Annotated in this window: 22 protein-coding genes; 14 read left to right on the forward strand and 8 right to left on the reverse strand. The window is 44.2% G+C overall.

What is annotated here, in order from left to right:
• Window positions 1–187: 187 nt before the first annotated feature.
• From AR333_RS01415 to AR333_RS01480, 13 genes are all read left to right on the forward strand, one after another.
• Window positions 188–826 (forward strand): DUF4329 domain-containing protein, encoded by a 639-nt coding sequence (locus tag AR333_RS01415; protein WP_068773572.1) that lies wholly within the window; start codon window positions 188–190, stop codon window positions 824–826.
• A 47-nt stretch (window positions 827–873) separates the two neighbouring features.
• Window positions 874–1,338 carry a hypothetical protein gene (locus AR333_RS01420; RefSeq protein ID WP_068773573.1) on the forward strand — a complete coding sequence of 155 codons (465 nt, stop codon included), beginning with the start codon at window positions 874–876 and terminating at the stop codon, window positions 1,336–1,338.
• A gap of 454 nt (window positions 1,339–1,792) precedes the next feature.
• Window positions 1,793–2,323 (forward strand): hypothetical protein, encoded by a 531-nt coding sequence (locus AR333_RS25120; RefSeq protein ID WP_216638956.1) that lies wholly within the window; start codon window positions 1,793–1,795, stop codon window positions 2,321–2,323.
• 11 nt (window positions 2,324–2,334) lie between these two features.
• Window positions 2,335–2,586, forward strand: coding sequence for a hypothetical protein (locus tag AR333_RS01430; RefSeq protein WP_068773574.1), 252 nt, complete (start codon window positions 2,335–2,337; stop codon window positions 2,584–2,586).
• Window positions 2,587–2,790: 204 nt separating this feature from the next.
• Window positions 2,791–3,405 carry a helix-turn-helix transcriptional regulator gene (locus AR333_RS01435; protein WP_068773575.1) on the forward strand — a complete coding sequence of 205 codons (615 nt, stop codon included), beginning with the start codon at window positions 2,791–2,793 and terminating at the stop codon, window positions 3,403–3,405.
• 94 nt (window positions 3,406–3,499) lie between these two features.
• A complete protein-coding gene (locus AR333_RS01440; RefSeq protein ID WP_068773576.1) occupies window positions 3,500–3,820 on the forward strand; it encodes a hypothetical protein in 321 nt (106 codons plus the stop codon).
• Window positions 3,821–3,854: 34 nt separating this feature from the next.
• Complete coding sequence (locus AR333_RS25695) at window positions 3,855–4,067, forward strand: RHS repeat domain-containing protein (protein WP_367583709.1); 213 nt, start codon at window positions 3,855–3,857, stop codon at window positions 4,065–4,067.
• Between the two features lie 6 nt (window positions 4,068–4,073).
• Window positions 4,074–4,394: a hypothetical protein gene (locus tag AR333_RS01450; RefSeq protein WP_068773578.1), complete on the forward strand. Its 321-nt coding sequence runs from the start codon at window positions 4,074–4,076 to the stop codon at window positions 4,392–4,394.
• Between the two features lie 214 nt (window positions 4,395–4,608).
• Window positions 4,609–5,040, forward strand: a complete 432-nt coding sequence (locus AR333_RS01455) for a hypothetical protein (RefSeq protein WP_068773579.1) — start codon at window positions 4,609–4,611, stop codon at window positions 5,038–5,040.
• Window positions 5,041–6,137: 1,097 nt separating this feature from the next.
• Window positions 6,138–8,450, forward strand: coding sequence for a M4 family metallopeptidase (locus AR333_RS01465; protein ID WP_068773581.1), 2,313 nt, complete (start codon window positions 6,138–6,140; stop codon window positions 8,448–8,450).
• Between the two features lie 208 nt (window positions 8,451–8,658).
• The gene (locus AR333_RS01470; protein WP_253735690.1) at window positions 8,659–9,150 is read left to right on the forward strand and encodes a hypothetical protein; all 492 of its coding nucleotides are present in this window, start codon (window positions 8,659–8,661) and stop codon (window positions 9,148–9,150) included.
• A gap of 260 nt (window positions 9,151–9,410) precedes the next feature.
• Window positions 9,411–9,794, forward strand: a complete 384-nt coding sequence (locus AR333_RS01475) for a hypothetical protein (protein ID WP_068773582.1) — start codon at window positions 9,411–9,413, stop codon at window positions 9,792–9,794.
• Between the two features lie 457 nt (window positions 9,795–10,251).
• The gene (locus AR333_RS01480) at window positions 10,252–10,902 is read left to right on the forward strand and encodes an ATP-binding cassette domain-containing protein (protein ID WP_084783439.1); all 651 of its coding nucleotides are present in this window, start codon (window positions 10,252–10,254) and stop codon (window positions 10,900–10,902) included.
• A 505-nt stretch (window positions 10,903–11,407) separates the two neighbouring features.
• On the opposite strand, the gene AR333_RS01485 is transcribed toward AR333_RS01480, so the two are convergent.
• The 7 genes from AR333_RS01485 to AR333_RS01515 form a co-directional block, all read right to left on the reverse strand.
• The gene (locus AR333_RS01485; RefSeq protein ID WP_068773583.1) at window positions 11,408–12,232 is read right to left on the reverse strand and encodes a peptidoglycan-binding protein; all 825 of its coding nucleotides are present in this window, start codon (window positions 12,230–12,232) and stop codon (window positions 11,408–11,410) included.
• 480 nt (window positions 12,233–12,712) lie between these two features.
• Window positions 12,713–13,864, reverse strand: a complete 1,152-nt coding sequence (locus AR333_RS01490; RefSeq protein ID WP_068773584.1) for a hypothetical protein — start codon at window positions 13,862–13,864, stop codon at window positions 12,713–12,715.
• Window positions 13,865–13,867: 3 nt separating this feature from the next.
• Window positions 13,868–14,605 carry a glycerophosphodiester phosphodiesterase gene (locus tag AR333_RS01495; protein ID WP_068773585.1) on the reverse strand — a complete coding sequence of 246 codons (738 nt, stop codon included), beginning with the start codon at window positions 14,603–14,605 and terminating at the stop codon, window positions 13,868–13,870.
• Between the two features lie 35 nt (window positions 14,606–14,640).
• Window positions 14,641–15,636: an SGNH/GDSL hydrolase family protein gene (locus tag AR333_RS01500; RefSeq protein ID WP_068773586.1), complete on the reverse strand. Its 996-nt coding sequence runs from the start codon at window positions 15,634–15,636 to the stop codon at window positions 14,641–14,643.
• A gap of 27 nt (window positions 15,637–15,663) precedes the next feature.
• Entirely contained in the window at window positions 15,664–16,494 is an 831-nt protein-coding gene (locus AR333_RS01505) for a carbohydrate ABC transporter permease (RefSeq protein ID WP_068773587.1), read from the reverse strand.
• A gap of 9 nt (window positions 16,495–16,503) precedes the next feature.
• Window positions 16,504–17,370, reverse strand: coding sequence for a carbohydrate ABC transporter permease (locus AR333_RS01510; RefSeq protein WP_156430861.1), 867 nt, complete (start codon window positions 17,368–17,370; stop codon window positions 16,504–16,506).
• A 91-nt stretch (window positions 17,371–17,461) separates the two neighbouring features.
• Window positions 17,462–18,775 (reverse strand): ABC transporter substrate-binding protein, encoded by a 1,314-nt coding sequence (locus tag AR333_RS01515; protein WP_068773589.1) that lies wholly within the window; start codon window positions 18,773–18,775, stop codon window positions 17,462–17,464.
• Between the two features lie 515 nt (window positions 18,776–19,290).
• Between AR333_RS01515 and AR333_RS01520 the strand changes: the two genes are divergently transcribed.
• Window positions 19,291–20,004 (forward strand): SDR family oxidoreductase, encoded by a 714-nt coding sequence (locus AR333_RS01520; RefSeq protein WP_068773590.1) that lies wholly within the window; start codon window positions 19,291–19,293, stop codon window positions 20,002–20,004.
• Window positions 20,005–20,150: 146 nt separating this feature from the next.
• Here the strand turns inward: AR333_RS01520 and AR333_RS01525 are convergent, their stop codons facing one another.
• Window positions 20,151–21,329 carry a DUF4272 domain-containing protein gene (locus AR333_RS01525; protein ID WP_156430805.1) on the reverse strand — a complete coding sequence of 393 codons (1,179 nt, stop codon included), beginning with the start codon at window positions 21,327–21,329 and terminating at the stop codon, window positions 20,151–20,153.
• Window positions 21,330–21,400 lie beyond the last annotated feature (71 nt).

Below are 21,400 nucleotides of genomic sequence, written 5' to 3' on the forward strand. Positions count from 1 at the left end.
ACACCAACATCAAAAGTCAGACTAGCTAAGGCGGGGAGCAGACCCTGTCTTTTTATTTTGCACGGAGCGCTTTATAAATTAGGATACGTATGAAGGGCAACTCGACAATCCGCTGAGCTTGAATTTGTATACGTATGTTAAAAATAATCCTCTGAAGTTTGTTGATCCTAGTGGGCATGTGGAGGTAATGTTACGCTATATTGTTGAAAAAAATGGGGGAAGTGTTAAATATTCTGAGAAAAGTTTCCTGGGTTTTGGAAGCTGGGAACAAAAGATTTCAGCAACAATCAACGGGGCTACTAAAGAATATTCTATCGGTAAAAATGATTTTGCCTTATATATTACTAATGGTGTAAGTGTTATTGACAGTGATGTGTTAGAAGATGATTTCGGTTTAAGTCAAACGCAAGCAACGCATCAAGTTGGAGATTCATTTAAAAGTGTGGATCACGCCGCAATGGCATGGGGGTTTAAATATAATTCATTATCTATAAATGATAATTTAGAGTATGCCTCGGCAGTATATGCAGACGGTGGTAATTTTAAGTTTACAAATCCACTGATAGGAGATAATGATTCTGTTTCTGTTCCTACACCTCCTAATGGTAAAAATTTAGCAGCAATTATACATTCGCATGGAGCCTATGATGCTAGATATAATAATGAGAATTTTTCTGGGAAAACTGGAGATAAAGGAATAGCGGATACATTAAAATCACTTTTATATCTTACAACACCAGGAGGGTACCTGAAATTATATAATTCATTAAATTCTAAGACCTCTACTATTTCTAAAAAAATGCCAAGCGACCCCAATTATCCGTGATTTTAAATTGAATCTAGTTGAGATATTTTTAAAGAAAGAGGTAGTTTATGTTACATTCTAGATACCAACAAGTAAAAATTATTATGTTAGTATGTTCAATTTTGTTAGTGATCCTTCTCGTGTATATGATGGATCAAGAAAAGGAAGAGATAGTAGTGGGCCAAAGTTTTGAAGAAGTTAATCAAAATATTACTGAAGTTTCAATAATAAATTTAATTTCTAATCCCGAGAAATATGATGGTGAATTAATCAGAGTAGTTGGTGTTGCCAATATAGCATTTGAGAGTAATGCACTGTATTTATCAAAGGAGGATTATAAAAATAGTATTACTAAGAATGCTGTTTGGTTGAAATTGAATTACGATCAACTAAATGTTACACAAAAAGTATTAGATAAATTAAATGGGAAGTACGTGTTGATTGAGGGTATCCTTAATATGAACAATAAGGGTCACTTCGATAAATACTCGGGATCAATTGAAAAGATAGCAAGACTCGAGAGATGGAATTGATTTACTTGTAACATAAAAATAAATAATGTTTAGTAAAATTTCGAAAGCTTATTTCAACGTCAACCCTGAGTAGGAATAGGCTTTTTTTCTGTGCAATTACTTAACGATATCTAGGAAGCTAGGACAGTTAAGAAATACAAGGCATAATGACTTCAAAACAAAACTTGCTCAGGGCAGGAAAGTTGAAACGGGTTGTACTGGGTTCTTGGAAGGAATGTTTTATAATTTAGGATACGTATGAAGGGCAGTTGGATAATCCGCTGAGTTTGAACTTGTATACGTATGTGAGTAATAATCCTATGAAGTATGTTGATCCGAGTGGTCATGCTGAAATGTCTACAGGTAGTGGGGGTTTTGATATAAACTCATTACGATGGGACACTAGCATTACAGCTAATTGGACTATTAACGAGATGAAACAACAGTGGCATGCTAACCCTAAGAAAAGAGATTATTGGCTGCAGAAGCTGAAAAATTGAGAAATCAAATGAGAAGATCGGGAATAGCTAATGATAATATTATGCAAAGCTCAGATGACATGCTCTCAAAAGAATTGGTTCTTTTAATCTCGAGACAAAACTCTCCCATACTACATGGTATGAAAGAAATTGTTGATGCTTCCTGGGATTATGTTGGTCATGGTGCTCCTGGTATCAAGTATTATGTTGCAGGTATTGCGAAAACGGGTGAAACTATTGGTAAATTTGGGACTCTAGTGAAAAATCCGAATCTAAAGGTCGATTGGGCAAAGTCAATGGGACACGCTGGGGAAAGAATGGCTGAAAGAGGTGCAACCCAATCGATGGTTAATTCTTATGTAGCTAATGGAAGAGTATTTTCACAAAATAATGGTAGCAAATATCTTTTCTTTTCTAGAGAGGGAGCCGCCGTCGTAGCAAAGGATGGTAAATTAATCACCGTTATACCTAAAACTAACTATGATGCTGGATATAGAGAACTTACAAAGATTTTATTTGGTAAATGAGGAGGATAAAAGTGGACAAAAATTTAAATGAAATTAAAGAAATAATTAATGAATGGAATCCAATCAAAATTGAGCCATTACTTGATGATGAATATACAGTAGAAGTTCAGTTGATTAATGACTACCTTCAGAAACATGAAGACATTACATTCAGTGATCTTGGTGAAAAAATAAACGATATCTTCGATACTAAGTTTAAAGGCTATTTTATTAAAACAGAAGATTCATTTTATATTGCCAAAAAGATTTTAAAAACGAAGTAAACATACCTAGACCGGATTGTTTTAGAAAAAATTCATCTAGATGTGATGAGAATCTTTTTCCAAGACTTTGAGAAATATGTTTCTCTCAAAAAGTTTAGTTTTCATTTAAAAACCCACATTGTGATTTATACAATGTGGGTTTTTATCTTGACTTAACAATGTTAAACGATTATAGTAGATTTAACAAAGTTAAGGAGTTGGGTTATGTTTGGTCTTAAATACATTCTGGAAACCTATCATATGTCGAATGCGGATTTAGCAAATAAGCTTCAAATTAATCGAGCGAACATTTCTATGTGGCTTAAAAACAAGGAGATCCCTGCTGTTCGTATCCAGGACTTGAAAAAAATCTTTCCTCAAATACCTGAGCCATTATTCAATAAAGAACTAAAGAAATCAGAACAATTATCTATCCAACAAATCTATTTTACGGTAACGGATCAATTTGAAAGCGTTCAATCCCTCCATATTGATTCAGAAACAGGAGAAGAAATTTGGTTCACCGAAACCGTAAGCGAAAATGAGGGATTTATCAGGTTTCTTGAACATGAACATGAAAAAGTGAGTTTACTTGAGAAATATGAAACGTTGATTGAGGAAAATAACATGGGGAACAGTAGAATAAACTTGTTAGAAGAATTCGCTGCTATTGTCCAACAAAATGAATCGAGGTCACTTGAACTGCTGGACATGGTTTTTTACTATCTCAATGATAAGCACAAATCGGATTTTGACTCTGTCTTCTGGAATGTTGGGGAAGAAAGTGAAACCTACAAAGAATTTTATGCCTTTCTGGAAAAGCACAAATTCAGGGGCTAATGTCCGTAAATGAGGTGGATGTTAGCAAACATTCTTATAACATGTCTAATCTCATCTAAAATTTTAGAATCTATTTAACTCAAGGGGGAATTGAATGTTCGATACGATAGTCATGAAAGCCAGTTACGTTTCTATTGCTTTTGAAAATTGGAATAGCTTAAAGCCCATTATTAAAACTTATTTGGATGAAGAAATGGGGTTACGCAGACGTTCGTTTGTTCTGCATGATGAGAAGATTCCATATATCACCTACCAGGAATGGAGTCAAAGTTTAATTGTTCAAGTCTCTATTCCTAAATTTCTTTACGGTAATAACGTCAAGCTTCTACAGGATAAGGACATCATTGTGTTTTTCCACAGGATGCGGCTGGGAATCCGCCTATATGTAGATCCGGCAACGAGCTGGCTTAATTAAAGTCACCTACCTGAATGAACTCACCTTGAATTAAGTGTATGACCCGCAGGGCAGACGAACCCAAATGACAGATCTTTTCGGTGTGGTCACGAACTACCAGTTCGATGGGCAAAGCAGACTCAACGCAGTCGATACGCAGAGCGGACACTGGGAGGAGAGAGCAAACCTAATCTCGTTAACCCAAATAATAGAGGGGTATGGTCACAAGAAATATCAATATCTCAATTTATACCACAAGGAGCTATAACAGGATATGTTAAATAACAAGCAAGAAGAACCTTATAATGAAATAATGGTAAGGCTAGAAGAGATAATTTTTGAAGTAAGTATAATCTTGTTAACTAAGAAAGATTTAACAGAAGAAGCAATGCAAAGAGTGTACTCCATTTTGGAAGAAATGCAGTCCATACTGAAGGATGAAAATAGAATACCTAAGAGTCTTACAAGTATGCTATTTGCATTTTATAAAAGAGCAGAAGCTGAGATGTCGTATCGAAAACCAATAAACTCATCTCAAAGTAATTTTATAGGACATTTACAAACCTACATCGGTCGGATTTTCGGTGAAAATTAATTAAAGTTCTAATAATATGAAGAGCTGACCCCGTTCGTAATTATGAACAATGAGATTAATAAACATTAAAATTTTCTTCAAGGTCAATTAGTAAAGGGATGATGCAAGGAAGAAACGAAACGCGCTATCAGATGGAACTTGTCCGCAAAATCCAACATAAAATTCTTCTTCTGTCCACCGCGATGCCCACAAAGTGAATAGGAGGGAAATATGCGTGAATAAAAAACAAACCGGGATTGAATGGATCAATATTGACTCTGAGCTCAACGAAGGTTCTGGAAAATTATCTATGTCAACCTATGATAACATCGTTCTTTTAAGTTTATTACAAACACATGAGTATGGAATGGAGGCAGAAATAGAATTAAATACTTTGGAATTTGCTAAGTTAATTGATATTTTAAAAAGGGCTCATAGGATGATTTGCAATGAGGAAATGCCTCAAGAGAGATATTGTGTGGATATAATTCGTTTGAATAATTCATCACCAACAAAACAAGGAATAATTATAATAAACTTATTCAAAAGTTATATTATTTTCGGGGTCTCATTAACGACTGGTGGAGACCCGGAAATTAAAATGAACAAAGATCAAGCGCTTGCTCTATTAGAGTTGTTTATTAAAATAAGTAAGGGCAGTAGTTAGTTAGCGAATTTCTCATATATTCATTGAATTAAAAAGGCGGCCTCTTCTCAGAAATTCAATCGGGGAGAGGCCGTTTTTTGCGGGCTTCTCTTCTTGCTTACCTCTGATTCTGAGATACAATAAATATGGCGAGAGAAAGTCATTTTATACCTGGATTTAATTTATATTTAAAGGAAAAGATATATCTGTAAGTGTAGTGCATTCAAATGATTCAATCCGTGAGTTACTATTTTAGTAACCTTGCCATTTAAAAAACCGCTTGTGAACGCCTGGGTTAAAAAAAAAATCAATAGGAGGTTAAGATGGGTGACAAACTATTATTTGCACTATTCGTTCTTCCAGTAATAAGTTGGGGTATTGTCAGTATTATTAATCCTGACTTTTCTTTTATATACACAAAAGGTAGTTCGAAAAGGGAAGAAAGACCTCTAAAATTATACCTGATTAATATTAGAATATCCGGTGTTATATCCATAATATTTTGTGCTTGTCTACTGTATATGTTTTTTTCGGGTCAATTCGGATTTTGACGCTTGGATTTGTTGAAAGTTCCGATGCTAAAAGTGATAACTAAATACGAAATAGCGTAAAATTTAGATTTGTTAAAGTGCCCCCCTTCATGGAAGTTGGGAAAACATTTCAGGTAAATACCAATGAAATTATTGGGGAAGTTTACTGGAAAAATATGAAACGCCTGATCAAAGAAAGAATAGGGGTAACAGCAAATAAATTTTTTAGAAGATTTTACTGTCATTGTCTATCTTTGCGGTTTATGACAACACTCCCTTTATAGATTAATCCCCCTTTAGTATATAATTTTCTCCCTTTAATTTAACCGCTGGTCAATTGACAAACGCAGATAACCGATAGTATGATCGAATTGTAAATAATAACAATTTAATTACAAATTTACCACTACGTTACATTCGTTGTGATTAGAGATTTAAAGGTTGTTATGTACCATTCGATGCGTGCATCCGGCTCAACTATCATAGAGATTTAATATAAAGGGATTTTTGAAAGGGGAGATTTTTGAAAGCGTTATCATTTAGTGGTATAAAGCCTGTAAACAAAAAATGACGGGAGATGAATGATTAGTGAAAAAGAAATTAACCGTGATTGTACTAAGTACGATGATGGCATTGTCCGCAATTCCTGTTGGCGCAGCCGACGGCAATTCCGGTTCGGGCCCGCAGAGTGATTTGGCCGCCCCGCGTTTTATCGGTGAGAAGTGGATTGCACCGCAGGGAGCATCGCTGGAAGCGAAAGTGTGGGCCTACTTGAACGCCAAGAAGGGGCTTCTGAATCTGACGGGCGATGCGGAGCGGAGTATCCGGATTACGGATCAGGCGACGGACGCCGAAACAGGAACTCAGCACGTGCGTCTGAAGCAGTATATCCAGGGAGTTCCGGTGTTCGGCACGGATCAGACGCTGCATTTTGACAAGGAGGGCAATGTCTCGGCGTATCTGGGCAGTACGGTTGCCGACAACGGACAGCAGTCGCTCACGAATGTCGCGCCGAAGATCAGTGCGGAGAAGGCGGTCGCGATCGCGAACAAGGATATGGAGAAACGGATCGGCAAGCTGGGTGCCCAGCAGCGGGAGCAGAAAGCGGAGCTGAACTTCTATCCGGTCAAAGGGCAGAACGTGCTGGTATACATCACGGAAGTGAATGTGCTGGAGCCTTCTCCACAGCGTGAGACGTATTTTATCGATGCGGCTACGGGGAGAATCGTTAACCAGTACGGCATGCTGGACCATGCGACCGGTACGGGCGTCGGCGTGCTCGGTGACACCAAAACGTTCACCACAACACAAAGCGGCACCCAGTACGTGCTGCAGGATACGACGCGCGGCGGCGGTATCGTGACCTACACGGCGGGCAATGCCCAATCGCTCCCGGGTACGCTGCTCAGGGATGCGGACAATGTATGGACGGATCCGGCGGCTGTCGATGCGCATGCTTATGCGGGAATCGTTTATGACTATTTTAAAAATAATTTTAACCGGAACAGCCTGGATGGCAACGGCATGGCAATCAAGTCGACGGTGCACTACGGCAGCCTCTATAACAACGCCTTCTGGAACGGGGCGCAAATCGCTTACGGTGACGGCGACGGCTCGACGTTCCGCGCTTTCTCCGGCGATCTCGATGTAATCGGGCATGAGCTGACGCACGGGATTACCGAGCATTCGGCGGGGCTTGTGTATCAGGGAGAGTCAGGAGCGCTCAATGAATCGATTTCCGACGTTTTCGGCAACAGCATTCAAGGAAAGAACTGGCTGATCGGGGATGATATCTACACACCATACACACCTGGCGATGCGCTGCGCTCGATGGAAAACCCGACGCTGTTCAAACAGCCGGATCACTACAGTAACCTTTACCGGGGTACCAGCGATAACGGTGGCGTGCATATAAACAGCGGAATTCCCAACAAAGCGTTCTATCTGCTGGCTCAAGGCGGTACGCACAGCGGTGTCAGTGTCACCGGTATCGGCCGAAACGATGCTGCCAAGATTATTTATAAAGCGCTTACTTACTATTTAACGAGCACATCCAATTTTACGGCCATGCGTCAAGCGGCTATCAGCTCGGCCACTGATCTGTTCGGTGCCAACTCGGCACAAGTTAACTCGGTAAAAGCGGCTTACGCCGCTGTCGGCATCGGAAGTCCTCCGCCTGTTCAAGATACACAAGCGCCGTCGGCACCGGCGAACCTGGTCTCGACAAGCAAAACTTCGAGCAGCGTAACCTTGTCATGGAACGCGTCGACGGATAATGTGGGCGTGACCGGCTATGACGTGTATAGAGGCTCCGTACTGGCGGCATCCGTAACCGGCACAAGCGCGACCGTCAGCGGTCTGAGCCCCGGAACAGCTTACACCTTCACGGTGAAAGCGAAGGATGCGGCCGGCAATGTATCGCCGGCGAGCAGTGCCGTGACGGTGACGACCAGCACGTCGACCAACCCGACGGATACGCAGCCGCCGACGGCTCCCGGCAACCTCGTGTTGACAAGTCAGACGTCCAGCAGTGCATCCTTGTCGTGGAGCGCATCCACAGACAATACGGGCGTAGCCGGATATGATGTGTACAACGGCTCGACACTTGCCGCTACGGTGACGGGAACGAGTGCGACCGTTAGCAACCTGCAGGGCGGAACGTCCTACACCTTTACCGTTAAAGCGAGAGATGCCGCAGGCAACGTATCGCCGGCGAGCAACGCGGTAACCGTCGTTACTGATCCAGGGACCGGCGCAGCTGCCTGGGCTGCGTATACCAACTACCCAATCAACGCTCTCGTCACTTATCAAGGGAAAACCTACAGAGCTATCCAGGCTCACACGGCTATGCCAGGCTGGGAACCGGCTAACGTTCCGGCTCTGTGGGCAGTAGTTAGTTAGTAAGTCTTCATATAAGGTGGGCCTCAGGGAAACTGATTTATGAATGAACAGGCGGCCTCTTCTCGGAAATTCAACCGGGGAGAGGCTTTTTTTGTGGGCTATTCGTCTTGTTTACCTCGGATTCTGAGATACAATAAATATGGCAGGTGAGAGAAAATATGTTTGAAATTAAATATAGAATTATTTTAGATGAGAAAGTATGGAAAGAATGAATTTAGAACAAATTGAAAAAGAGGGTACTATTGAAGGTTTTTTTCTAATGAAGTTTCAAGAAGAAGAGTATGGACTTTATCACAATGAGGAACTGGGGGAAGTAGAGGAAGGTTTTGATATTATCTCCACTTGGTTTGATAACCTGCTAGAAGTTGTTATAAAATCTGAATTTGAAAATTATATAGCTTTAAAGGATATCGAGTCGTTTAATACTTGGATTGAATTCATATTTAAAGGGAGAAATATATCTGTAAGTGTCGTGCAGTCTAATGATTCAATCAGCGATTATTTAGTGACCTTGCCATTGAAAAACCGCCTGTATCCGGAGTGGAAAGGTATTGTAATCAAACAGGATGATTTTAAAAAAGAAGTGATTCGTAAAACTAAAAATTATATTGCAGATGTATCATCACTTAATACGTATATGATGCAAAGTCAAAGAATAAATAAATTGTTAAAGTTACTGGATAAATTAAAAAACAATTAAAGGTATTGCCGGTAACCTTGTTACTAGATATGGCTATAAGAAAGATAGATTACTAAAATTGAACTTAGAAAATAATATTGGTGCAAATTTTCATATTAAAGTTAAGTTAAATGATTGAGAAGGTGGCATTCGCGTGTGATAATACCTGTGCTTAAAGGTATTGATTTTGTTGGAAACCCAGAAGAGCATATGATATGGGAATACGATGACATTCAGTACTTGTCGAGCGAGGAGATACAAACAAGGGGAGACCTAGATTCATGAAAATTTGGGGAAGAGAAATGATTATTGAAGCATCAGCTGTAGAAATTGCTGGGAAGTTGTTTGATACAGGAGGAAGCATGATCACGATTAAAGAACCTTTGCTACATCTAATAAAAGATGTGATAAACGAAATTAATTTAGAATCTACTGATGTCACTTGGTCGAAATACGAGTGTACAGAAGAATTATTGAACGAATTAAGAACGTATATGGATAAAATATTAACAAATGACGATTCTGTGCTCCAAGAACTCAAACTTTGCTTTGCTCCTACTAGCTCTTTGCAGGAAATCTCAATAGAAAATGGATGGGAGGATAAATTTCTGGAGTACGCAAAGAGATTTGAAATCATAGTTATTGCAGGTCCAAGGGGATTATAGACAGGTATGACGTGGAATGTTGTATTCGCGAAAATGTTTCCATATGGAGTTAATAATGCAAATGAGCTTGGCAAATGTCAGAAGTACGACACTATTTTTTAATAGGAGGTTAGAAATATAAATGCCACTTTGGATAAGATATATTTGGATTTTTTCAATTATTGTAAATATATTATCTTTAGTATGGTATATACTTGAATCAACAACATATTTTCAAAGAGGTCTAGATTTGCTGAGTACAGTTATATTGATATTTATGGGAATTCCATCTTCCCTTTTATCATTGGGCTCGATATTATTATTAAAAAAAGGATGGGTCCCCAATGGTAAGATGAGTTATACGGTATTATTAATTGTAATTCTTATACTGTTTCTATATTCTATTTCGTTTCTTTTTTAGAGTGATCGTAACGACTGGACGTTGCAGGGCTAAGACAGAGAGGTACGATAAATAAACATGACGCAAACCATAGAATCGGTTCAAGTCAATAACTTAACAGTACTATGTGACCCTAAGTTATTTAATTATGGACAAATGCGTGATCACTGCGAGCAATTTACATATGAATTTAACAGCGGGAAAATCTATGGAGTTATAGGAGAATGCGGCTCTGGGGGTTGGGCTCTTTCTTATTGTTTGTCGGGCAAAGTAAAAGCCCAGCATGGAGAAATAGTAATTAACCAGTCAAGGGTTGATCAAAACCAAATCATAAACTATGGTAGTTATGTTGGTGAGGGAACTTCATCACGGATGTTCTTTAAAGAGAGGACAGTAAGGCAACAAATCAAGCAGGGGCTAGAACGAAGAAACAGCAAGTATACTTTTCAAGAGATAGTCGATTTATTTGAATTGTCCTCATCAAGATTAAATAGAAGCTTAAGATATATTAGTAATGAAAGATGGAATGCATCAATAGCTATTGGTCTTGCAAATGGAAAATCAATATTCTGCTTCCCATGGCTAAGTACAGGTTGGATACAATCTATACAAGGTAGGATTAACACATGTGCAAGGATACTTAAGGATCGAGGGGCAATCATCATAATCCCTACTTCGAAAAAAGATACATTAAACGATATTGCGGATTACTCAGTAGAAATTTGTTAATGTTGATTATCCTGACGCAAGAAAGAAAAGCATGTCAGATGCTAAGTAGGTAAAACCTGTGAGATTTTTAACGTGGACAAAAATAATATGGGTTATTCTGATCGCTATCAATTTATTATCGGTAGTATGCTTTGTGCTGGATTCAACGGGTAATTTTCAGCATCAGCAGGGCTTGATCGGTACCGTAACCTCAGTAATGTTCGGAGTCCCCTCTATACTTTTATGTTTTGTCTCGATCCTGTTACTCGTAAATAAATGGATTCCTGATGATAGAAAAAGCTATGCTTTATTAATTTTTATTTTGAGTTCATTAATTTTGTTCTCCCTGTCCTTATTTAATGCCTTGTATGGGTAATTTCCTCATTAATTAGTTGAAGACTTAGAATGATCTTGTTGTACCTCGATTATAGATTGGAAGGCCCCGCATATCACAGTCTAACACTAAAACAACCCCGATCCAGATAAAAACTGGATCGGGGTTGCTCTCTTTTATAACAGGATAATCTTATTTAAAATTCACATGGAAGTGATCGTCATGATCGGCACGAATCACGATTTTACTGCTGGTCAGTCCATGGTTCGTATAATAGAGAATGGAAGATATATTCGGATTGTCAACAGCGAGCTGCAGGACTTTCTTCTGCTGGTCAACTGTTAACCCGGCGTTGCGGATATCCACGCCTTTGCCGTCCTGGTGGGTGCTATGTTCAGGTGTATCGTCTCCATCGATGAGACTCCCATCGTTTATCTCTAGTTTTTTAGAGTAGGTGGAGTAGAAACCCTGGGCAAACGAATTTAATGTCGTCACAGAGCCGGAGGTAAGCCAGCTGTGATCCAGTTTATATGTGTTATCAGCGGACAGACCGGCTGCGGTATCGTTATAGTTGATATAGTAGCTAGTGTCTTTGATGCGGACAAATCCTTTAGGAGAGCTGCCGATGGCGGCATGCATGGCGTTCCGGCTTCCTGCTCCGTAAATGCCGTCTGCAGTGAGGCCTTTCACGTTCTGAAAGACGATTAAATTATTTTTAGTGGCTTGGTCGAAAGTGCCGTCCGTGCTCGTAATCGCAGCGACCCCGGTAAAATAGGAACTGTTGCTGCCGTAAGCTCTCCAATCTTTGAGATTCTGCTTGAGCTTTGCGATTTGAGCATGAGTTTGTCCAAGTGAGTACGAGCCTTGATAGTTGGTGCCGTACTTCGTGTTGGAGGCGGCTGTTCCGACAGCGGCGACATTGTTATGTCCGGAAGCGGCGAAAGCGGATGTGGCTAGCGCAGCTGCAAGAGCTCCTGTCACAATTACACTTGCCATATATCTTTTTCTATTCTTCATAAACGTATAACCTCCATATAAAGAGAGTTATCATACTATGAAATAGCAGATACTTCCAAAACCTTAACATGGTATTTCTGGAAAATGAATAGCAAAATATAATAAGTTTAGTCGATTTCAGTCGAATCTAGTTAAATTAAGTTAAATAGCGCATGAAATGAGCCTAAGTGACATGATATTTTATTAGGATCGGTTAATTGACACGGAGGTCGCGATAGGAATATTTTGTAAGTTATTGGTTGCTAAATATATTATTTTTGGTGTGTTAAAAGCATAAAAATTGATCTAATTTCCGTCTTGATCTTGATCGATTCAGCAGCCCATGTGATCTACGAGAGTAAACTATGTACGGGGTTTATTTTTAAGTTTACGGACGGCAGAAGGCAGGCATATAAAAAGCCCTCAGCGTCTCCAACTGGAGGGGACTGAGGGCTGAACTGCTCTACCCGTGCACAATGATCAGATTGATTAGCTAACGCTCTACGGCCACTTCACAATCTGAATCTTATCTACCGGATAGGTCGATGAAGACCGGTACAAGTTCGCTCCGGACTCGAACAGGACGTACAGCTCATCCTTAACGGTGACGAGCCCTTCGGACATCGGCGGCGCTTCGAGCTTGCCTTTCTCGTTCTTGCTGTCGAGGAACCACAGAGGCACTTTGTCCGCTCCGATGGTGACGGTCTTATGCGGCTGCTCCGTCTTCATGCTGTTCGCATAGTGAAGCAGGGTGCTGGCATTGTTGCGGCCGTAAGACTGGCTGAGCAGGATGCCGTCCTTGTTGAATTCCATACCCTGGATGGTATCCGGGATGGAAAGGATGGCGTCCGGCGTCACCGGGCCTTTGGCCGAAGAGGTCTTGGCTGCTGGCAGCAGGTCAGTGGCCGGGTCCAGCTTGAAGCCGGTGACCCAGGCTTTGTGCAGCTTCTCGTCACGGTTGTTCATGTGATGGCTGGGTTCTGTGGGATAGTCCTTCACATAAGAGAACTCTCCCGACCAGATCATGCCGTCCGCATAGGTGGCAAAGGATGAGCGGGTATCGGTCGCTACCGAACCTTTGAAGGTAAGCTTTCCTTTGTCCGCTGCGGCATCGATCTCTTCAATCGGCACGTAGAAAAGCGTGCTGTCCGAAGAAATCCACACATGCTTCTCGCTCACGGTTACGCCGCCGGCATGGCCGACGTAGGGCTTTGTCGCATTCTCGTACAGTTCTAGAGCCTTGACCATTTTGCCGGATGCGGCATCAATGACAGTCAGCAGGCTGCTTTTGCCTTCTTTGCGGTAGTGGGAGACCAGAATCCAGTTCTTATCTTTCACATAGCCGATTCCTTGCGGCACGTATTCTTGCAGAAGGGCTGGAACGACGGGTCCTTCTTTGCGCATGTCCAGGAAGGTTTTCAGTTCTTTCATCTCTACCTGGAACTTGATGCCCGCAGGCTCCTGTGTAATTTCTCCGCTTGCCTTGGCCTTGGCGTCAGGTGTAGCGGAAGGGGCTGTTGTTGCTGCTGGCGCAGAAGCAGGTGCGCCGGCTTCTTTGCTATCTCCGCATCCTGCAGCCGATACGGCCAGCAGGCTTCCGATCATGGCGGCTGCCATTATTTTCAGGCCATGATTCCGTTGTTGTCTGCTCATGAACTAGTTCCCCGCAATCAGAGCTTGGAGCCTGCCCGGGTAATCGGTGATGATGCCGTCCGCGCCGGATTTAAGGGCAAGCGCCATTTGTTCTTCCGTATTGACAGTCCAGACATAGACTTCAAGATTAGCTGCCTGTGCATGCTGAATATCTTCCGGATCGAGCTTCGCGCCATTGGGATGCAGGGAGAAGATATCCGTACCGGCTGCTTCAGCGAGCTTCTCATGATGCTGCAGACGCAGATTATAGAGGAGACCGACCTTGATTTGCGGTTCCAGTTCTTTGATAAGCTGAAGGCTTTTCCAGTCAAAAGAAGAAATGACGACGGTGTCCACACGGTTCGTTTTTCTCAATAATTCGACGAGAATGGGCTCTAATTGTTTGTTGTAGGAACCTTTGATTTCGATATTAATGATGATGTCCTCGGGGGTCATTGCAAACACTTCTTCGAGGAGAGGAAGGCGTTCGCCTGTGTAGGTTTCGCTGAACCAGGAGCCGGCATCGAACGCTTTCAGTTCTTCTACGGTCATCTCGTTAACGGCACCTGTGCCGTTAGTCGTGCGGTCAATCGTCGCATCGTGAATCACGACAATTTGTCCGTCCTTGGAGAGATGAACGTCCAGCTCGTAAGCTCCGCAGCCTTGCTCCAGACCGAGTTTGAAAGCGGCAAGTGTGTTCTCCGGTGCTTCTCCGGAAGCACCGCGATGTGCGATATTAAGAGGCTGTTTGGCTTGAGACATAGAAGATTCACTCCTTAGGTGAGGGTAGTGGTTTGTTAAATCCTATCTGGGAGTACTTGACCGAACTGGCGGATCATGAACTCCGCCATGAGCTTGTAGCCTTCGGCATCGGGATGAAGATTATCCGGTAAATGGTGGTCATATTCCCGGCCGAATATATCGAGGCCGTCCACATAATAGAGGCGGCTGTCACCGTTCTCACAGAGTGTGCCAACGGCTTCACGGATGAGCAGCCTCATGCCTTCGAGGGTAAGTCCGACCTTGTTAGGCGTACTTTCCCGTTCCGATGCATAGATCGGGGATTGTACCACAATTGGAATGTCCGGATGCTTCTCCCGTACAATCTGTACGAAGCCGATCAGCGCGGGCTGGAAGGTCCGCTCATTCAGGGAACCGCCGCCCATAATATTGATCCCGACGCACAGGGAAATGAAATCCGCCGGCATGTCCCGGATCATCCGGGCTACCATCGGCTCCATGTGGCAGTTGCCCGAATAGCCGAGGTTGGTCCCATGCCAGCCTTGGCGCTGCGCAACGATTGCCGGCCAAGTCTGTGAAGGGCTGGCCGCCGCTTCGCACTGTGTAATGGAGCTGCCGTAGGCGATCCAGCGAGGACGCGTATCGTCCGGGACGGAGTAGGTGGCATCCGCACCGAGCTCCAGATGGCGCACTGTAACCGGGTGTCTCTGGGACAAGAACAGCTCGATCGACTTCTCGCCTTCCGGCAGCCCTTCGAACCGGTACACGGTTTCACCAGGCGCCAGTACCGCTGTCGCGAACAGCTCGCCGTCAATGACGCAGTCCATCAGACGCTCGGCGTCCATCGGAGCCACTTCTACGGCTGCAGAGCGGCTGTCGCTTGCGAATCGGATCCGCACCCCTGCCGGAACTCCGGCTTTGCCGTTAATGGCATCCGGCATGAAGAGGGTCCGCTGCGCATAGGGAATGCGCCACGGCTTAGAGCCGTCAACCTGAGATTCCAGACTGACGGCTCCATCGAAACAAAGTTCGTTTGCATGAATTTTATGCATCGTGATCATCCTTCCGATGGCCTATCATTACTTGAATGTCGAGTTAGACATGGCCGTAACGATATGTTTTTGGGCAAAGATGAAGATTAGAACAATTGGTAGAATAATCATCATGCTCGCTGCCATAATCAGGTGGAAGTTAAGGGCTTCGTCCCCGGCAACGGAGTCTCTCATCATGGCAATACCTACCGTGAGGACGCGCATGTTGTTCGTGTTGGTCATGATGAGCGGCCAGAAGTAAGAGTTCCAGCTGCTGATAAAGCTCAAGATTCCCATGGTGGCGATTGTCGGGAAAGCCATAGGGGTCAAGATACGGTAGAGCACCTGCATGCGGCTTGCGCCGTCCACTTTAGCCGCTTCGATGACGTCATTGTTGATGGACTTAAACGTCTGACGCAGCAGGAAGATGGAATAAGCGGACGCCGCATGCGGAATGATCAGCGCGTAGAAGCTGTTGATCCAGCCCAAGTTCGACATCATCACATATACCGGTACGAATGTAACCTGATCCGGTACGATGAGTGCTGCGAGTACAAGCAGGAAGAGTTTTTCTCTCCCAGGAAAATTACCTTTTGCGAACGCATAAGCAGCCATGATACCCAGGTTGATCTGCAGGAACAGGATACCTGCTGTCTGAATGACCGTATTAATGGCATATCGGCCAAATGGCGCAGCATTAAACGCATCCACGTAGTTGCCCCACATAAATTTATCCGGCCAGAACGTAGGCATGGCTAGCCTTAATTCGCTTGAGGTTTTGAGCGACGTAATGAACATCCAGTAGACCGGAAAAACCATGATGAGGGTTACCAGGATCGCTGCGATGATTCTAATGGTTTTCCAAACCGGTTTTGACATCAGACGAACCTACCCTTCATAGTGAACTTTCTTCCTGGACACCAGCATCTGAACGGCAGTCAGAGCAATGATGATGAAGAAGAAGATAATGACTAATGCGGAAGCCCGGCCTGTCCGGAAGTTCACGAATGCCATCTCGTAAATCCAATAAACAATCGCTTTCGTCGAGTCGAGCGGGCCGCCGTTGGTCATAATGTCTACGGATTGGAACACCTGCATCGAAGAAATAAAGTTCGTGATAACCAGGAACAAAGTCGTCGGCGACAGCAGCGGAAGCGTAATGTGCAGGAACTGCCAGAACTTATTCGCTCCATCCAGGCTGGATGCTTCATAGTACTCAAGCGGAATACTGCGGAGACCCGCGATGAAGATCAGCATGGCAAAGCCGATTCCTTTCCAGATGGATACGGCAAGCAGTGTCCAGATCGCCGTATCCGGGTCCTGCAGCCAGTTGATTGGCGCGATTCCGAATAGGCCCGTGATTTTGTTCAGCAAACCGTACTGGTTGTTGAAGATCCACAAGAAGATCATGGATGCGATAACCATGGAAATGTAATACGGCATAAAAATAGCGGAACGCATAAAGTTAAAGAGTTTGGTAGATTTGTTAAGCAGCAGGGCAAGTCCTAGGCCCAGAGCCAGGGTAAGGAATACATCCAGGACCGTATAGGTGAACGTAATACGCAGTACCTTGTAGAACAAAGGATCGCTCAGAAGCTTGTCGTAGTTCTCCAAACCGATGAATTTCTTCACCGGTTTGGTCATGTTCCAGTTCGTAAAGCTGATATAGAATGAAAAGAGCAGCGGATAGTAAATGAATACGCCTAGAACCAACAGGGCGGGAGCTGCGAATGCAAAATCTTTCAGACTTTCCATTCTGCGGCTTGGGCCTTTTCTCTTAGACGTCTTTGGATCAGTGACGGCAGTGGATGCCTGATTCATTCTCGTTCCTCACTTCCTTTATTGACTAAGAATCAGACAGAACGTCGTTCATTTTCTGAATGTTCTCTTTGAGCAACGGTACAGGGTCTTTGCCGTTCAAAGACATTTCACCGACGATATCTTTATAGATATTGCTCATTTCCGGATAAGCCGGGTGCTGTGGACGAGGTCCTACGTTGTCGAAGTTGTCGAATACAGCTTTATATTGAGGCCATTTCTCGAAATACTTCTTGCCTTCATCAGTGTTAACAACGGATTTATGAGTTGGCAGGTAACCCGTTTCGTCTGCCCATTTGATGTTGTTCTCCGCGTTCGTCATGAACTGGATGAACTTCCATGCGGCTTCTTTCTGGTTGTCTTTCGCGCCTTTCATCATCACGATACCGGCGCCGCCGATATGAGATTTGCGTTCTTTGTCGCCAGGGATAAAGGAAACGCCGACTTCGAACTTAGCGTTTTGCACGTAAGTTTTGATGATCGCGGAGGAGTGCTGAACCATACCGACTTTTTCTTCCAGGAACATCTGACGCATGGTATCGGAAGCACCTTTACCGAAACCGACCATCAGGGAACCGTCATCTACCCATTTCTTGAAGTTGGTAGCCCAGCGCTGGCTTTCGGGTTTGTCCAATGCAGTCTTGGAGCCGTCAGCAGTCAGGATGGAGCCGCCGCCGTTGGAAACCCAAGGATCGTAGTACCAGGTATCCCAGCCGGGAACGGAGAATGCGTAACGGCTGGTTTTGCCGCCTTCTTTAACCGTAACCTTCTTGTTGAACTCCTCGATTTCGTCCCACTTCTGTGGAGGCTTCACGCCGAGCTTGTCGAACATCGTCTTGTTGTACACCATAACGCTTGTGCTGACGATTAGCGGGAATCCGTACTGCTTGTCTTTGTATGCGTACGCTTGAAGCATACCTTTGGAGAAGTCTTCCATATCTACTTTATCGCGCTTGATGTAAGGCGTCAGTTCTTCGAACAGTCCGCCATCGGCAAAGTTCGGTACGACCGAGACTTCTACGTTTGTAACGGCAGGAACATCGTTAGCAGCAACTGCTGCGCTGAGCTTTTTCTGAAGATCGGTGTAACCGCCCTGGAAGACCGGCTCGACAGTGATGTGCGGAAATTTCTTTTTAAATTCCGCGATCATGTAGTTCACACCGCCCATTTGAGCTTCAGCATGTGAATGCCAATATTGAATCGTAACCGGAGTGGTATCGTTCGGGTCGCCTTTAGGAACTTCCGCTGTTTCGCCGCCACTTCCGCCTGTGGAGCAGCCTACCAGGGTTGTTGCGGCAAGTAGTGTAGCCATAGCAGTGCTTAGCCATTTTTTCTTAACCATTTGTGAATTCCCCTTTCCATAATAAGCAATTTCAAAACAACAAAAAATGGAGACAGAGATATAGCATGTCCCGTGTTTAATAGACTGCCGACCTATGCCGCTAAGCATAAGACGCAAACAAATAAACGTAGGCACATGGGTATTCTCGTAGTCTCCACCCAATGTAAGTATGAAATTAAGCGTTTTCAGTTGTAATTATGACATCCATCACATGCAGTGTCAACACTGTTAATCGTTAAGATCCCGTAAATCTGGAGTTTATTTTACAGAAAATTTAGGAATGGTGGAAAAAGGCATCTTTCCTTAACATAATTAGAAGAAATACCCAAGACAAATTTTTTCCTGCATCAAAAGTCCTACTCGTCACTTGGGGATAAGCAGCAATTATTCGAATGCAATTTCCTTTTATTATGTGTAAAACAAGAAATTGACAGTATTTCGATACTGGATTACACTTTGAATAAATTAGTACCAGATACTAATATTTAGGATTATTCGAAGGGAGAGCTGCTGCTATGCTAACGGATAAAACGATCGTGATTATAGGGGGAAGTTCCGGGATCGGATATGCGGCTGCAAGAATGGCGTACGCTTCTGGAGCGCGGGTTGTAATTGCAGGGCGATCGCAGGAGAAACTTCAAGCTGCGGCCGAAGCGGTCGGCAGCGGAGTCCGCACGTTTGCCGTCGAGATCGCGAATGAGGCGAGTGTAGCGGGTTTGTTTAGCCAGCTATCCCATGTGGATCATCTGTTCATAACCGCTTCCGATGTTGTGCTCGGTCCGATTCTGGATACGGACAGCTCTAGGCTGCAATCTACCATGGACAGCCGGTTCTGGGGTTCTTACTATGCGGCCAAACACGCTGCTCCCAGAATGAGGCTAGGGGGGTCCATCACCTTCATGTCCGGTACGGCTTCGCAGAGACCTTCACCCGGCGGCGCAGTAGCTGCCGCATCCGGCGCTGCGGTTGAATCTCTCGGCCGGACGCTGGCTCTTGAGCTTGCTCCGATCCGCGTCAATACGATTAGTGCGGGGGCTGTAGATACTCCGCTGCTCGATGTGTTCTTTGGCGAGCAGCGGGCGGCCGTTGTGGAGAACCTGACCCATACTCTTCCTGTAAGGCGGATGGGCGCACCGGAAGATGTCGCGGAAGCGGCCTTATATCTCATGAGCAATGCTTACACCACCGGGACGGTCCTCTCGGTAGACGGAGGCATCTTGCTTATTTAGGAGAAGAATAAGCCTATCGGAATTACGATAGATTTAACAGCAATAGCATTAGCATTAGCATTAGCATTAGCATTAGCATTAGCATTAGCAAGAGGCACATTATGTGTGAATTGCTTTTGCTTTTTTTATGTGAAAAAATGAAAAAATCAGGTGTCGGTCCTAACGTCATCCCAATCAGCATCCATGTAACGGATGAGCCAGTTAAGAGCACGGTGTCTCTCGACGACAACCTCGTCATTCAATCCGGCGGGAGCAGGCTCACCGCTTACTCTCGCATTTACGCACGCCCAATCATACCGGTAAATAAGATCGGCTTCATCCAGAATTTCTTGTTTGCTCCGCATGCGGGCGTTCTCTGCAAAGCCGTCATAATGTCCAGACTCCCGCAGAATATCCACCGCGGTCTGTACGTCACAGATTTCCCCGGGGAATTGCAGTTCTTCTATATAACCGAGCGCCCATAAAAGCACCCAGTAGCATTCATACATCCACGCAAATTGGACGGCGTCCGTCAGAGCGGGCCGCTCCCGGGCAAGAAATTCTTGTTCCCGCGGGGTGAAGAAATCATCGGCCTGATAGAGTCCGATCAGACGGGCTGTAAAAGCTTTCTCTTCCCCGGCATCTACCTCTTCGGAGGAAAAACTGGCGCCGTACATGGCAAGGATGCACAAGGCAACGGCCCGCCTGGTTATCTCTTCCTTAGTTCGTATAGTTGCATGCTCATCTCCCGGAAGGACAGGCAAATGCGGGGTGGAGGGTACGCCTCGCTCCTTCAGCAGTTCCATGCTGCGGCGCTTGCGGGCTTCTCCCGTCTCCGTTACGAGAATATGCCCGTCGATCAGATCGGCACTAACCGTAACTTGATAATCCTCGAACTCTGATTCACCTTCAGGGTTCAGGAGCAGTTTGCCATGTGCAAGGATGGCTCCCGAAGGAAAGAAGATGAGCCCGTTTACTTCGGCAGCGGCGGTCCAGATTTTGTCCATCGTATCCTGGTCCAGCTCTTTACTGGATACAAGGCCGACAGCGGCATTGAGTGCGGTGATCTGCATAAGCAGTTTTTCTTTGATGTGGGGATGACCGGTTTCGACCGGATAATAGAATGCGTACATGCCTTTAAGCATGTCTTCGAATTCCGCAGGATGGCTTTCTAAAGTCATTAAGGTAAAGGTAAGGGTGTGCTTGGCAAACAGCTTCCCGTAGGTCACCGTCAGTTGATTCCGGTCATCCGACAACCGGGGGGTTCCGTCCCGGAACGCTGCGGCAATGGCCTCCATGATTTTGCCGGTATCTTGGATAGATACATACATTGTGCAATGCTTCAAGTTATCGACACCTCGCTGCTGGGATATATTGTACAGAATCTTTCCTATCCTACTGAATTTTCGGCGGCATG

It is taken from the genome of Paenibacillus sp. FJAT-26967 (genome assembly GCF_001541095.1).
GTDB lineage: Bacteria > Bacillota > Bacilli > Paenibacillales > NBRC-103111 > Paenibacillus_F.